Annotated in this window: 11 protein-coding genes; 10 read left to right on the top strand and 1 reads right to left on the bottom strand. The window is 69.1% G+C overall.

Going from position 1 to position 14,094, the window contains the following annotated elements:
* Nucleotides 1-104 precede the first annotated feature (104 nt).
* The 5 genes from NR798_RS17665 to ybeY all read left to right on the top strand — a co-directional run bounded on the left by NR798_RS17665 (nt 105) and on the right by ybeY (nt 8,192).
* Nucleotides 105-2,351, top strand: a complete 2,247-nt coding sequence (locus tag NR798_RS17665; RefSeq protein ID WP_375772650.1) for a hypothetical protein — start codon at nt 105-107, stop codon at nt 2,349-2,351.
* Nucleotides 2,352-2,363: 12 nt separating this feature from the next.
* Nucleotides 2,364-3,554 (top strand): DUF4388 domain-containing protein, encoded by a 1,191-nt coding sequence (locus NR798_RS17670; RefSeq protein WP_375772651.1) that lies wholly within the window; start codon nt 2,364-2,366, stop codon nt 3,552-3,554.
* Between the two features lie 100 nt (nt 3,555-3,654).
* Complete coding sequence (locus NR798_RS17675; protein ID WP_375772652.1) at nt 3,655-4,752, top strand: PhoH family protein; 1,098 nt, start codon at nt 3,655-3,657, stop codon at nt 4,750-4,752.
* Nucleotides 4,753-4,860: 108 nt separating this feature from the next.
* Nucleotides 4,861-7,323 (top strand): HD family phosphohydrolase, encoded by a 2,463-nt coding sequence (locus tag NR798_RS17680; protein WP_375772653.1) that lies wholly within the window; start codon nt 4,861-4,863, stop codon nt 7,321-7,323.
* Nucleotides 7,324-7,346: 23 nt separating this feature from the next.
* Nucleotides 7,347-8,192 (top strand): rRNA maturation RNase YbeY, encoded by an 846-nt coding sequence (ybeY, locus tag NR798_RS17685; protein ID WP_375773783.1) that lies wholly within the window; start codon nt 7,347-7,349, stop codon nt 8,190-8,192.
* A 38-nt stretch (nt 8,193-8,230) separates the two neighbouring features.
* On the opposite strand, the gene NR798_RS17690 is transcribed toward ybeY, so the two are convergent.
* A complete protein-coding gene (locus NR798_RS17690) occupies nt 8,231-8,692 on the bottom strand; it encodes a hypothetical protein (RefSeq protein WP_375772654.1) in 462 nt (153 codons plus the stop codon).
* 127 nt (nt 8,693-8,819) lie between these two features.
* Here NR798_RS17690 and NR798_RS17695 point away from each other — a divergent pair, with 127 nt between their 5' ends.
* From NR798_RS17695 to lysS, 5 genes are all read left to right on the top strand, one after another.
* Nucleotides 8,820-10,136 carry a DUF4105 domain-containing protein gene (locus NR798_RS17695; RefSeq protein ID WP_375772655.1) on the top strand — a complete coding sequence of 439 codons (1,317 nt, stop codon included), beginning with the start codon at nt 8,820-8,822 and terminating at the stop codon, nt 10,134-10,136.
* Between the two features lie 56 nt (nt 10,137-10,192).
* Nucleotides 10,193-11,312 (top strand): peptide chain release factor 2 gene (prfB, locus tag NR798_RS17700; RefSeq protein WP_375772656.1). Its coding sequence is split into 2 segments (ribosomal slippage): nt 10,193-10,261 and nt 10,263-11,312, totalling 1,119 coding nucleotides; the frame shifts between segments, so codons are not numbered across the junction.
* Between the two features lie 118 nt (nt 11,313-11,430).
* Nucleotides 11,431-12,066: an RNA polymerase sigma factor gene (locus NR798_RS17705; RefSeq protein ID WP_375772657.1), complete on the top strand. Its 636-nt coding sequence runs from the start codon at nt 11,431-11,433 to the stop codon at nt 12,064-12,066.
* A 26-nt stretch (nt 12,067-12,092) separates the two neighbouring features.
* Nucleotides 12,093-12,446, top strand: a complete 354-nt coding sequence (locus NR798_RS17710; protein ID WP_375772658.1) for an anti-sigma factor family protein — start codon at nt 12,093-12,095, stop codon at nt 12,444-12,446.
* Nucleotides 12,447-12,545: 99 nt separating this feature from the next.
* Nucleotides 12,546-14,090, top strand: coding sequence for a lysine--tRNA ligase (gene lysS / locus NR798_RS17715; RefSeq protein ID WP_375772659.1), 1,545 nt, complete (start codon nt 12,546-12,548; stop codon nt 14,088-14,090).
* The last annotated feature ends 4 nt before the right edge of the window (nt 14,091-14,094 follow it).

Here is a 14,094-nt window from a genome sequence, read left to right on the forward strand (position 1 = left end):
TCCTCCCCGGGCGAGCGAGCGAGTTCCTCGTAACACGGGGGAACCGTGAAAGGGGGATCACAACTTCCGCAGGGGTGGCCCGTCGCCTATCATCGGGACCCCGAATGTCGCGCCTCCCTCTGTTGCGCCTCCTGTCGTTGATGATGTGCCTCGCGCTGTGGATGCCCGCGCCGCAGGCGCATGCGCAAAAGCCGCCGCGCCCGGGCTCCGCGCAGAAGCCGCCGCGCCAGGCTCCCGCCGAGAAGCCCTCGTACGACGATCCCTCGATGTTGGAGCCGGGCGAGATGACCGTCGAGCCCTCGTCGGATGACGTGATCGACGACTCGTCCGAGGAGGACTCGGACGAGGGCTCCACGCGCGCTGGCCGCGGCAAGAACCGCAAGGGCCAGAAGTCGCAGGACGAGCAGCCCGAGGAGCAGGCCGCGGCCCCGGAGGAGACGCCCTCGGTGCCCACGGTGGTGGAGAAGCCGAAGCCCGCCGCTCCGGCCCCGGTGATCCGCCCGCCGCCTCCGGACATCCTCACCCCGCGGGTGACGGACGCGAATCTGCAGGCCGCCTGGGACAAGTGGCAGAAGGCGGTGGCCGCGCTGGACATGGAGTCGGCCCGCAAGGCGCAGCATGAGCTGGTGGCGCTCAAGGACGACGTGGCCGCGCTGGACATGGAGTCGCTCAGCATCGGCTTCATCCGGGCGGCCGAGGGGCGGCGCAAGGCCAACGACACCGCCGGCGCGCTGCAATTGGTGGAGCACGCGGTGTCGCTCTCACCCAACCTTCCCTATGCGCGGCTCGCGCTCGCCGAGGCCTATGCGCGCCGCTCGCCCGGCGACGTGGGCGCCTACAGCAAGGAGATCAAGGCCGCGCTCTCGGTGATGCTGAAGGATCCGCGCTACCGGCGCCCGGCGCTGGCGGACCTGGGGGCGGTGTTCCTGGTGGCGGTGCTGGCCACGGCGGCGGTGGTGGTGGGCGTGCTCTTCCTGCGGCGCGCGCGCTACTTCTTCCATGACTTCCATCACCTCTTCCCGCGGGCGGCGGCGAGGTGGCAGTCGGCGGCCCTGGCGGTGCTGCTGCTGATCGGCACGCCGGTGGCGCTGCGGCTGGGCCTGGTGCCCGTGCTGCTCATCCTCCTGCTGTCGGTGTCGCTCTACCTCTCGAAGCTGGAGCGGGCGGTGGCGGGGGTGCTGTTGGTGGCGGCGGCCTTCGTGCCGTCCGGCGCCGGGAAGATCGCCGAGACCTCGGCCTTCGCCGGGACGGTGGCCGAGGACGTCTACGTGCTGGAGCGCGGGGGCCTGAACGCGGAGCCGGTGGCGGACCGGGTGCGCGCGCGCTTCGAGAAGAAGGAGAAGGTCGAGTTCGCGGAGCTGTACGCGCTCGGGCGCTTCGAGGCCCGCCGCGGCCAGATGCAGGAGGCCCTCACCCACTACAAGGCGGCGGCGGCCATGAGCAACGCCAGCCACGCGGGGCTGATGACCAACCTGGCCAACGCGCTGCTGGCCACGGGCGACCAGGACGGCGCGGCGCGGATGTATACCGAGGCCTCGGCGGCGGACCCGGGACTGGCCGCGGCCGCCTTCAACCTGGCCGAGGTGTACCGCCGCCGCGCCGCGGTGGCGCCGGACTCGGAGATCGGCTCGGAGAACCAGAAGGCGCGCGATGCGCTCCAGGCCGCGCAGCGTGTGGACCCCGCGCTGCTCATGTTTCAGCGCCCGCCGGAGGATCGCCTGCTGATGAACCGCCTCCTGCTCGCCCCGGCGCTCGCCGAGGCGGACATGCCGGCGGTGGAGGATCCGGTGGCGGGCCAGCGCGTGGAGGCGCAGCTGTCGCGCCGGCTGCTCGGCGGTGGCTCGGGACTCACCGCATGGGGCCTGCCGGTGCTGGGCGCGCTGCTCGCCTTCGGGCTCGGCTTCGCGGGCCAGTCCATGAAGGCCTCGCGCGAGTGCGAGAAGTGTGGCCGTCCGGTGTGCCGGCGCTGCGACAAGGAGCTGGGCGTGGCGAGCAAGATGTGCGCCCAGTGCGTCAACGCCTTCTCGCGCAAGGGTGCGGTGGAGGCGCGGGTCCGGGCCCGCAAGCAGATTGAAATCGAGCGCCACCGCCAGTGGGAGAGCGGCGTGTCGTACGCCTTCGGCGCGCTGGTGTCCGGCGCGGGCCACCTCTTCCAGGGGCTGACGGTGCGCGGCACCCTCTACGCCTTCTTCTTCCTCTTCGCGGTGTCCGGGGTGCTGCTGCGCTCCGGGGTGCTGCGCGCGCCCTATGGCGAGGTGCCGCTGTACCTCAAGCTGGCGCCGCTGCTGCTGCTGCTCATTCCCCTTCACCTTTTGACGTTGCGCGGCCTGTACCGCCGCCAGAACGAGTAGGCCGGGACGACGATGGCCCTGACGGGAACGCTCAAGGACTTCGGTATCGCGGACATCCTGCAGCTGATCGGTCAGCAGCAGAAGACGGGTGTCCTCTACCTCAAGAGCAAGGAGCAGGAGGTCCAGGTCTTCTTCCGGGAAGGCAACATCGTGCGCGCCGAGAGCGTCACGCGGAAGAAGAAGGACCTCATCGGCAACATGCTGGTGCGCGCCGAGCTCATCACCGAGCAGCAGCTCGAGAGCGCGCTGGAGACGCAGAAGCGCACCCTCAAGCGGCTCGGGGACGTGCTCACCAGCACCGGGGCCATCTCCGCGCAGAAGCTCAAGGCGATGATGCAGCTCCAGGTGACGGAGACCCTCTACGGGCTCTTCCTCTGGAAGGCGGGCACCTACGAGTTCAAGCAGGAGGAAGTGCAGGCGGACAGCGAGTCCATCACGCCGCTGCGCGCCGAGAGCGTGCTGATGGAAGGCTTCCGGATGGTGGACGAGTGGCCCCACGTCCGCAAGAAGCTCCCCCACGAGGCGATGACCTTCGAGCGGCTCAAGGAGCTGCCCGCCCCCAACCCCAAGAACAAGAAGAAGGAGGAGGACGACTTCGACGCCTCCTTCGACGACGCCTTCTCCGAGGAGAAGAAGGACGAGAACAAGGGCGAGTTCAAGTCCATCGGCAGCTCCGAGCGCCGCGTCTACGAGCTCATCGCCCCCGGCCGCGACGTGCGCAAGCTGGTGGACCTCAGCAGCCTGGGCGAGTTCGAGACCAGCAAGGCGCTCGTCAACCTGCTCAACCTCGAATACATCCGCGCCCACCAGTCCTCGGGCCGGGCCGTCTCCGCGGGGGGGGCGGGCCTGCTCGTCCGGGTGGGCGGTGTGGTGGCGCGCGCCGTCGTCACCGTCATGGTGCTGGCCGCGCTGGGCTTCGTGGGCTCGCGCCTGCGGCCGGACACCTGGGACCTGGGGGACGACTCGGCCTCCTCGTTCGCGGACCCGGCGGCCCAGCGTCTCCTGGCGCGCGCCCAACAGGCCCGAATCGAAGCCGCCCTGGAAGTGTTTCGACTGGAAAAGGGAGCCCTGCCCGAGCGCCTGGACGCCCTGGTGGAGGTGGGGCTCCTCCAGCAGGAGGACCTGCGCTACCCGTGGCGGGACGATTATTACTATCGCCGTACGTCAGATCGGCAGTTCATCCTCCTGTCTCCCCTGCGCTAGGTGGGCTGCTCGCTTCCTCCTTTCGCTGGCAGTGGGAGGACGTTAGCTTGACAGTGAGGATTCTGAATTGTCCGACACCCGTCCCGAGGGATTAGACGAATTGCGAAACCCCGCCACCGTAGAGGCTCAAGCAGCAGTCAGCCCCACCTCCGCCAAGGTGGATGTCCGCGATAACGCGACGACCCTGGCCCTGTGTGGCAACCAGAACGAGAACCTGAAGCTCATGGAGCGTCGGCTCGGCGTCCGGGTCGGACAGCGAGGGACCGAGCTCCACCTGTCCGGACCCTCGGATGCCGTGGCCTTCACGGTGCGCCTCGTGGAGAACCTCGAGGGCATCATCCGCGCCGGCCGCCCCGTCTACCGCGAGGACGTCGAGCAGGCCATCAAGGTCCTGGGCCGTGGCGGCGCCGAGTCGCTCCAGGACGTGATGAACAGCCCGGTGCTCAAGAGCTCCGGCAACAAGCAGATCGCCCCCAAGAGCATCGCGCAGAAGCGCTATGTGGACGCCATCCGCGCCCATGACATCGTCTTCGGCATCGGCCCCGCCGGTACCGGCAAGACGTACCTCGCCATGGCCATGGCGGTGGCCGCCCTGCAGGAGCGCAAGGTCAAGCGCATCGTCCTGGCGCGTCCCGCCGTCGAGGCCGGTGAGAAGCTGGGCTTCCTCCCGGGTGACCTGGCCGAGAAGGTCAACCCCTACCTGCGCCCGCTCTACGACGCGCTGCACGACATGATGGCCGTCGAGCGCGCCCTGCACCTGATCGAGCAGGGCGTGGTGGAGGTGGCCCCGCTGGCCTTCATGCGCGGCCGCACGCTCAATGACTCCTTCGTCATCCTCGACGAGGCGCAGAACACCACCATCGAGCAGATGAAGATGTTCCTCACCCGCCTGGGCTACAACAGCAAGGCGGTCATCACGGGCGACGTGACGCAGGTGGACCTGCCGGTGGGCAAGGCCAGCGGTCTCCACCACGCGCGCTCCATCCTCAAGAACGTGGAGGGCATCTGCATCTCCGAGTTCACCGAGGTGGACGTGGTGCGCCACCCGCTGGTGCAGGAGGTCATCCGCGCCTACGACCGGTACGACGCGGCGCAGCAGGCCGCCAAGGCCCTCAAGGAGGCGGAGGGGGCGGTTGCAGGTGCGGCGGCGCCGGAAGGGGCTGCCCGTGCGCCGGAATCCGACAAGCCAACCCCTTGATTTTCCAAGCTTGATAGCCGGGTGAGCGAGCGACGGGCGGCGGAAGGGAGTTCCGCCGCCCGCTTTGCTTGATGAACCCGTCACGCCTCCCATAGGTTGGACAACCCCATGGCCGAACCGGAATCGTCGCCCCCCGGACCCAGTCCGCTGGACGCGCTCGCCCACCGCTTCCGGCTCGGCCCCCGTTGGGGTCGGCGCCTGACGAGTCTGTTGCTGCTGCTGACCGTGTCGGTGGCGGCCGGCTTCGTCATCTCCCCGGGCCTCTTCAGCCAGCAGATTCCCGCGCTCACCGAGGATCACCTGGGCAAGCCCTTCCGGGCCAACTCCCCGGCGGGCTTCAAGGCCGGGCGGGACTACGAGATCATCCACGAGGCGATGACCGAGCAGCGGCGCCAGGAGGCGCGCGGCGCGGTGCGGCCCGTGTACGACCTGAGCCCGGGCGTGCTGATGGAGATCCGCGCGTCGGTGGGCACGGCCTTCCAGGAGATGCGCCAGCGGCTGGCGGCGAAGGAGGCCTCCCCGGAGGCCGCGGCCCCCGAGGCTCCCCCCAAGGCGCAGCCGCGCAAGCTGGTCCTGGCCGCCGAGGAGCGCGAGCACTTCCAGGAGCTGCTGTTCGGGCGCAAGGACGTGGCGTTGGATCCCGACGACGTCCAGGCCCTGGCCACGGCGCGCTTCTCCGAGGTGGTGGAGCAGGCCACGGTGGCGCTGGTGGACCGGGCGTACGGCTTCTCCGAGCCCACCCCGGTGTACATCGCCAACTCGCGCGAGGAGCTGTCGCGGCAGGGGCCCCAGGGCCTCACCGTGAGGGACCTGCGGCACAACGGGGAGCAGACGCTGCCGGGGGCGGCGCCCACGGTAGTGGACGTGCGCGAGGCGCACATGGAGATGGACCGGTTCGCCTCCATTCCGGGCAACCTGCTGCCGGACTCGCCGGGTGTGCAGCGGCGGGCGGTGCTGCGGCTGGCCAAGCGGCTGGTGCGGCCCAACCTCACCATCAACCTGGCGGAGACGGACGCGCGGCGGCGCCAGGCGGCCTCGGCGGTGAAGGACGCCGTCATCTCCATCAAGAAGGGCCAGCGGGTCATCGGGGACGGGGAGCTCGTCAACGAGACGCACCTGGTGGCCATCCGGGGCATGCGCTCCCAGACGGACCGGTTGGACCTGGTGCAGTTGCAGGTGGGGGGCACGGGGCTGGTGGCGCTGCTCGTCTCGGCCACGTACCTCTTCTGCCGGGCGGCCTTCCGGCGCTTCCGCCCCACGCGCAAGGACGCGATGCTGCTGGGCCTGCTGCTCGTGTCGATGCTGGGCCTGCTGCAGGTGTGGGTGTCCATCGCGGACGCGGTGCAGGACCGGTACACGGCGATTCCCCTGGAGGCCTTCTATTACGCCTTCCCGGTGGCCGCCGGAGCCATGCTGGTGCGCTTCGTCCTCTCCGAGGAGCTGGCGCTCTTCTTCGCGCTGGTGCTGGCGTGCCTGTGCGGGGTGATGTTGGGCAACTCGCTGGCCTTCGGCATCTACGCGCTGGTGGGCGCGCTGGTGGCGGCGGACCGCGTCTCCAGCGCCAAGGACCGGGTGGGCCTCTTCAAGGCGGGCCTGGGCACTGGCGGCATCAACCTGCTGGCGGTGATCTGCCTCTTCCTGGCGGAGGGCAAGGGGCTCACCCCGGACACGCTGATTACAGCGGTGTTCGCCTGCGCGGGCACGGCGCTGGCGGTGCCGGTGATGGTGATGGCGCTCACGCCGCTCATCGAGTCCGTGTTCGGCTACGCCTCGGACCTGAAGCTGCTGGAGCTGGCCAACCTCAACCACCCGGCGCTCAAGGAGCTCATCGTCCAGGCGCCGGGCACCTACCACCACTCCATCATCATCGGCACGCTGGTGGAGAACGCGGCGGAGGCCATTGGCGCCAACCCGCTGCTGGCGCGCTCGTGCGCGTACTACCACGACATCGGCAAGGGCCGGAATCCGCTCTACTTCGGCGAGAACCAGAAGGGCGAGAACAAGCACGACAGCCTCGCCCCGGCGATGAGCGCCGTCATCATCAAGCGCCACGTCACCGAGGGGCTGGAGATGGCGCGCCAGTACCGGCTGCCCAAGCTGGTGGCGGATGCGATTCCGCAGCACCACGGCACGCGGCTGGTGGGCTACTTCTTCCACAAGGCCGTCAAGGAGCAGGAGGGCAAGGAAGGCATGCCCCCCATCGACGAGAGCATCTACCGCTACCCGGGCCCCAAGCCGCAGTTCCGCGAGGCGGCGCTGGTGATGATCGCCGACGCGGTGGAGGCCTCGACGCGCGCGCTGCCCGAGCCCACCACGCCCCGGCTGCAGGCCCAGGTGCAGAAGATGATCAACCTCATCTTCTCCGAGGGTCAGCTGGACGAGTGTGACCTGACGCTCAGGGACCTGAACCTCATCGCACAATCCTTCCTGCACACGCTGGAGGGCATCTACCATGCGCGGCCGGAGTACCCGGCGGGGGCGCTGCAGGCGGGCCCCAAGGGGGCGGCGCTGACGGTGGCGGGGACGGCGAAGCAGGATGGCAAGGCCCGCCCGGCGGGCACGGGTACCTGAGGCGGCGGAGGAGGTTGAACGTGGTGAAGCTGCGCAAGGGCAAGATCATCCCGCGCGAGGATGGGAAGCGCATCGAGGAGTTCGTGGGCGCGGCGACGACGGGCACCGACTCCATGTCGGTGGCGCGGATGCTGGCGCCGCCGGGCTGGTCCGAGTCGGCCCAGACTCCCGAGTTCGACGAGGTGGTCATCGTCCTCAAGGGGGAGCTGACGCTGGTGGTAGATGGTCGGCGCCAGCTCATCGGGGAAGGGGAGCTGGGGATGGTGCCCCGGGGCCACCGGGTGGTGTACCGCAACGACGGGCAAGGGGCGTGTGACTACTACTCCCTGTGCGCGCCGGCCTTCCGGGTGGAACTCGCCCACATCGAGGAGGCGCCCAAGGAAGCGGAGGACAACCGGGTGACGGTGCAGGTGGCGCACCCGCAGGGCAAGCGCTTCTCGAAGCAGGTGACGGAGCTGGCGGAGACGTTCCTGCGCAAGCTGGACCTGTCGGGGTGCGAGCTGTCCATCTCCCTGGTGGGCGACCATGCCATCCGCCGGCTCAACCGCACGTGGCGCAAGAAGGACAAGGCGACGGACGTGCTGAGCTTCCCGGCGGGGGACGCGCCCAAGGGCACGCCTGGGCCGAGGCAGCTCGGGGACGTGGTCATCTCGCTGGACACGGCGAAGCGGCAGGCCAAGGAGTACGAGCGGACGCTCGACTCGGAGGTGGCGCGCTATCTGGCGCATGGGCTGCTGCACCTGCTGGGCTACGACCACGAGCGCCCCAAGGACGCGCAGAAGATGGCGCGCACCGAGGAGCGGCTGCTGGGCGAGAGCGGCATGGTGGGCGACGCCGTGGCCCCCCGGGCCCGCAAGCTCATGACGTGAGGGCCCCCCGGCCCTCGGGCGCTGCTCACTCCCTGGACTCACTCCATGGAGGTGAACCGCACCGTACAGCGCCCGCTCGCGCAGGCCGCGGTGGGGACGCCCGGAGGAGGGCGGCAGGCGGGCATCGGGCAGGAGGCCTCCGAGACGCCCGCGCAGGCCTGCTTCAGGCGGGCGAGCGAGGCGGTGGAGAGCGCCCGCGGTGAGCACTGGGGACAGCACCCCTCGGTGGCGAGCTGCGTCAGGGCACAGTCCTCATCGCGCGTGCAGCGGTCTTCCGCCTCCCCCCTGGCCTCGTCCGGTCTACCGGTCCGGGGCTCCGTGGTGGCCGGAGGAGGGCGGGGGGCCACCGCCGCTCCCGCGTCCGGGCCTGCCGTGAGCGCGGACTCCCCGACGCGGGTCTCCGTCGCGGCCGCGGTGGGCGTGGGAGCTTGCGGCGGGGCGGCCGGAGGGCGATGGCAGGCAATGAGGCAGAGGGTGCTGAGCAGGACGCCGCGCCACATGGGAGACTCCTCGGGAAGGGGTGGACCCTTCATGCCCTGAACGCCTGCTCTCCTGCCAGCCACTCTCGGCGTTGAGTCGGGCAGTGCGCATGATAGGTAGGCCCGCCTTCATTTGTTGGGACGGACAATGCCTCGCCTTGCTCCATTACTGACCTGTCTGCTCGGCCTGCTGCTGCTGGCCGCCACCCCGGCGCATTCCCAGGAGATGCCTCCCTGGGGGACGGGCGAGAGTCAGGGCGAGGACCTGAACATCTACCTGGTCACCTTCGGGCCCGGGGACGACGTGGCCTCGTGGTTCGGGCACGGCTCGCTGGTGGTGGAGGATCTGCGGCAGAAGCAGTCGCGCCTCTACAACTACGGCATGTTCTCCTTCGACTCGAGCATGCTGGCGCGCTACGCGATGGGGCGGCTCGAGTTCTGGGTGGATGACGCGAGCCCCGGGGCCACCTTCCGCTTCTACAAATCGCTGAACCGGGACGTGCGGCTGCAGGAGCTGAACCTGACGCCGGCGCAGAAGGTGGAGCTGGGGAAGCTGCTGGCGGTGAACGTGCTGCCGGAGAACCGCCACTACCTGTACCACCACTACAACGACAACTGCGTGACGCGGCTGCGCGACGCCATCGACAAGGCGGTGGGTGGGCAGTTGCACCAGGCCATGAGTGGTCCCGGGCGGATGACGCTGCGCGACCACACGCGCCGCTACTCGGACGTCGTCCCGGCGATGGGCCTGCTGCTCGACTTCCTGATGAACGATGAGATCGACCAGCCCGTCACCCGCTGGCAGGAGGCCTTCCTTCCGGATGAGCTGGAGCGTCAGGTGGCGGAGCTGCAGGTGGTGGGCGCGGACGGGCAGAAGCACCCGCTGGTGGCCAAGACGCTGAACATCTACACGGCGGAGGGCCGTCCGGTCACGCCCGCGGAGCCGCCGAAGTACGGGCCCGTGCTGCTGGTGCTGGGGCTCCTGCTGGGCGGCGGCGCGGCGGGCCTGGGGCTTTGGTTCCGGCGGAGCGGGACCCGGGCGCCTCGCATCCTGCTCGGCCTGCAGAACCTGCTGGTGGGCCTGGTGTTCGGGATTCCGGGGCTCGCGCTGTTCATCATGTGGCTGTTCACCGATCACACGGTGACGTACCGCAACGAGAACCTCTTCCTGGCCAACCCGCTCACCGTGCTCGCGGTGCCCCTGGGCATCCAGTTGATGCGTGGCTCGCCCCGGGCCATCGAGCGGCTGCGGCGCCTGTGGCGGGTGCTGGCGGCGCTGGGCGTCCTGGGGCTGGTGCTCAAGGTGCTGCCCATGTTCGACCAGGACAACTGGCGGCTCATCGCGCTCCTGCTGCCCCTGTCGATGGGCCTGGAGGGGGCGTGCACCCTGGCCCGGGGCCGGTCTCCAGCGGCCGCGAAGCCCGCGGAGCCAATCACTCCTTCCCTGAAGGCTTCCGGTAGCTGATCATCCGGCAATCGCGCGCGGGCACCCCTCGCGCGCACACCGAGGACACGACACACATGGCCAACGACTCGATGGAGAAGATCAACGGACTTCGGGAGCGCCTGCATGCGCTCCGGGGGCATCTTTGACCTCGATCGCAAGCGGTCCCGCATCGCGCTGATCGAGCGTGAGTCCACGCTCCCCAACTTCTGGGACGACAACACCAAGGCGCAGGCGATGCTCAAGGAGAAGACCACGCTCGAGTCGAGCGTGGGCGCCTACGAGAAGACGATGCGCGGTCTGGATGACGCCCAGACGCTCTTCGAGCTGGCCGCCGAGCTCAACGACGAGGCCAGCGCCAAGGAGGCCGAGGAGTCGCTCGGCTCGCTCGAGTCGGAGGTCGCCAAGCTGGAGCTGGCGCGGATGCTCTCCGGCGAGCAGGACCGCTCCAACTGCTTCATGGACATCAACGCGGGCGCGGGCGGCACCGACTCCATGGACTGGGCCGCCATGCTCATGCGCATGTACACGCGCTACTGCGAGCAGAAGGGCTGGAAGGTCGAGATCAACGACGCGGTGGAAGGCGAAGAGGCGGGTTTCAAGAACGTCTCGCTGCGCATCGAGGGCGAGTTCGCCTACGGCTACCTCAAGGCCGAGGTGGGCGTGCACCGGCTGGTGCGCATCAGCCCCTTCGACGCCAACGCGCGCCGGCAGACGGCCTTCGCCTCGGTGGACGTCTATCCGGAGGTCGATGACACCATCAAGATCGACATCCCGGAGAAGGACTACGAGCTGAAGTTCATCCGCGGCGGTGGCGCGGGCGGTCAGAAGGTCAACAAGACCTCCTCCACGGCGCAGCTGCGCCACCTGCCCACCAACATCCTCATCACCTGCCAGACGGAGCGCTCGCAGTCGGCCAACAAGGACATGGCCTTCAAGATCCTCCGCGCCCGCCTCTACGAGCTGGAGCTCAAGAAGCGCGAGGCCGAGCAGGCCGCCGCCGAGGCCCAGAAGAAGGACATCTCCTTCGGCTCGCAGATCCGCTCCTACGTGCTCGCGCCCTACCGCATGGTGAAGGACCTGCGCACTGGCGTGGAGACGGGCAACGTGGACGCCGTGCTCGACGGCAGCCTGGAGGAGTTCGTCACCGCCCAGCTCATGGGCGTGAAGAACCCCAACCGCAACGCCCCGGAGTAGTGGCCCTGAAAACCCGCGGAACCTTTCCACGGCCTCGTTGTCCTAGGCCGTGGAACAGCGGAACGAGGGACAGGGTAGGATGGAAGCGCGCGGTGTAGGCCACGTGGGGAGGTCACCGGTGTCTTCGAGCGGGGTGCTCGGGATGGAGACAGAGGGAACGCCGGTGTCCGCCGAGGCCGAGGCCGCCGCGCGCGAGGAGCGCCTGCTGCTGGCGCGCCTGCGGCGGGGCGACGCGGGGGCCTTCGAGTCGCTGGTGAACACGCACCAGGACCGGCTCTACGACTTCTGCGTGCGGATGCTGGGAGACCGGGAAGAGGCGAACGATCTGGTGCAGGACGTCTTCGTGAGCGCCCACCAGAACCTGTCGCGCTTCCGGGAGGACGCGAAGCTGTCCACGTGGTTGTTCCGGATTGGAAAGAACCACTGCATCAACCGGCTGAAGTACCTGAAGCGGCGGGGGAGGGGACGCTCGGAGGAGTACGGCGAGCAGAACGAGGGGGCGCTGACGGAGCTGCTGGGCTCGCCGCCGGGGCCGGACGCGGCGCTGGAGTCGGCGAGGGAACAGGCCCGGGTGCAGTGGGCCATTTCGCAGTTGGAGCCGGATGCGCGGATGCTGGTGGCCCTCCGGGACATCGAAGGGCTTTCGTACGAGGAGATCGTCGACATCACCGAGCTTGCGTTGGGAACCGTGAAGAGCCGGCTCCACCGGGCGCGGGAGAAGCTGGCGGATCTCCTGGGGCGGCTTGAGGAATGAACGGTTTTCAGCGGAGACTCCGGGATATGCCAGCACAGCTCAGCCACCGCGAGACCAAGGCCCTGTTCATCGCCCTCGCCGATGAGGAGCTTCCCGCCGAGAAGGCCCAGGCGGTGCGCTCGCACCTGGACGGGTGCGGCGAGTGCGCGCAGGGGTGGCAGCGCTACTCGGCCACCGTGATACGGGTGCGCAACGTGGGGAGGCAGAAGGCTCCACCGGCGCTGGCCTCCCTGGTGATGACGCGGGTGAAGCGCCAGCGCCGCTTCGGCCTCAAGCGGCTGCACCAGATGCACGCGCACTACCGGCTGCCAGTGGAGATCCTCATCCCGCTGCTCATCGCGGCCGCGGTGGGGGCCTTCCTCATCATGTCCGCGCCCTGAGACGGGCGGGGGCGGGTCTTTTCGGGAACATCCCTTCCAGCCATTCGTTGCGTCCCGGGGTGGGCTTGGCTACGGTGCCGCGCCCCTACGGGATGCCCCATGGCTGACACTCCAGAGAACAAGAACGCGGAAGCGGACCTCGGGTCCAAGGAGCAGGAGATCTACGACCAGCGCCTCGAGAAGGGGCGCAAATGGCGGGACTCCGGCTTCAACCCGTACGGCAACGGCTACCGCCCCCAGCACCTGGCCGCGGACATCCTCGCCCGTCACGGCAACCAGTCCATGGAGGAGCTCGAGAAGGCCGAGCCCTCCGTCTACGACGTGGCCGGCCGCATCGTGGCCGTGCGCAGCTTCGGCAAGGCCGCCTTCGTCAAGCTGCGCGACCGCTCGGGGGAGATCCAGGTCCACCTCAAGAAGGACGCCCTCGCGGAGGCCTACGAGCTCTTCAAGCTCACCGACATGGGGGACTTCGTCGCCGCCCAGGGCGCGGTGTTCCGCTCGAAGACGGGCGAGCTCACCCTGTCCGCCACGAAGTTCGTCCCGCTCACCAAGTCCCTGCGGCCCCTGCCCGAGAAGTGGCACGGCCTCACGGACGTCGAGGTCCGCTACCGCCAGCGCTACCTCGACATGGTGTCCAACCCGGATGTGAAGCAGGTCTTCCTCAAGCGCAACAAGCTGGTGCGCTTCATCCGGGACTTCCTCGACACGCGTGACTTCGTCGAGGTGGAGACGCCGATGATGCACCCGCTGGTGTCCGGCGCGGCGGCCCGGCCCTTCCGCACCCACCACAACGCCCTGGACATCGATCTGTACATGCGGATCGCCCCGGAGCTGTACCTCAAGCGCCTGGTGGTGGGCGGCATCGAGCGCGTCTACGAGATCAACCGCAACTTCCGCAACGAGGGCATCAGCACCCGGCACAACCCCGAGTTCACGATGCTCGAGTTCTACCAAGCCTACGCCACGTTCGAGGACCTGATGGACCTCACCGAGGAGATGCTCTCGGGCGCGGCGAAGGCGGTGACGGGCGACACCAAGGTCACCTACCAGGGGCACGTGCTGGACTTCGGCAAGGGGTGGAGGCGCATCCCCATGACCGAGGCCATCCGGGAAGTCGTCCCCTCGCTGAGCGACAAGGACATGGCGGACCCGGAGCGGCTGCGGCACGAGCTGCTCAAGACGTCGCATGGCGACGCCGAGCGCCGCGCCGTGGAGACCATGCACCATGGCGAGCTGGTGGGCGCGCTCTTCGAGCACCACGTGGAGCAGAAGCTGGTGCACCCCACCTTCATCACCCACTACCCGACCGCCGTCAGCCCCCTGGCGCGCCGCAACGACCAGAACCCGGACATCACCGACCGCTTCGAGCTCTTCGTCGCCGGCCGGGAGATCGGCAACGCCTTCTCCGAGCTGAACGATCCGCTCGATCAGAAGGAGCGCTTCCTCGCCCAGCTGGATGCCAAGCAGCGCGGCCAGCAGGAGACGATGGACTACGACGAGGACTACATCCGCGCCCTCGAGCACGGCATGCCGCCCACGGCCGGTGAGGGCATCGGGATTGATCGCGTCGCGATGCTGTTCACGGACGCACCGTCGATCCGCGATGTCATCCTCTTCCCCCTCCTCAAGCCGCTTGCGAAGTAGGCAG

Source organism: Archangium gephyra, from assembly GCF_042230915.1.
Classification (GTDB): Bacteria; Myxococcota; Myxococcia; order Myxococcales; family Myxococcaceae; genus Archangium; species Archangium gephyra_B.

Bases quoted from the DNA above. Each gene is read 5' to 3' on its own strand.
- NR798_RS17670 (WP_375772651.1), top strand. From the start codon at position 2,364: ATGGCCCTGACGGGAACGCTCAAGGACTTCGGTATCGCGGACATCCTG.
- NR798_RS17665 (WP_375772650.1), top strand. From the start codon at position 105: ATGTCGCGCCTCCCTCTGTTGCGCCTCCTGTCGTTGATGATGTGCCTC.
- NR798_RS17710 (WP_375772658.1), top strand. From the start codon at position 12,093: ATGCCAGCACAGCTCAGCCACCGCGAGACCAAGGCCCTGTTCATCGCC.
- lysS (WP_375772659.1), top strand. From the start codon at position 12,546: ATGGCTGACACTCCAGAGAACAAGAACGCGGAAGCGGACCTCGGGTCC.
- NR798_RS17690 (WP_375772654.1), bottom strand. From the start codon at position 8,692: ATGTGGCGCGGCGTCCTGCTCAGCACCCTCTGCCTCATTGCCTGCCAT.
- NR798_RS17695 (WP_375772655.1), top strand. From the start codon at position 8,820: ATGCCTCGCCTTGCTCCATTACTGACCTGTCTGCTCGGCCTGCTGCTG.
- NR798_RS17680 (WP_375772653.1), top strand. From the start codon at position 4,861: ATGGCCGAACCGGAATCGTCGCCCCCCGGACCCAGTCCGCTGGACGCG.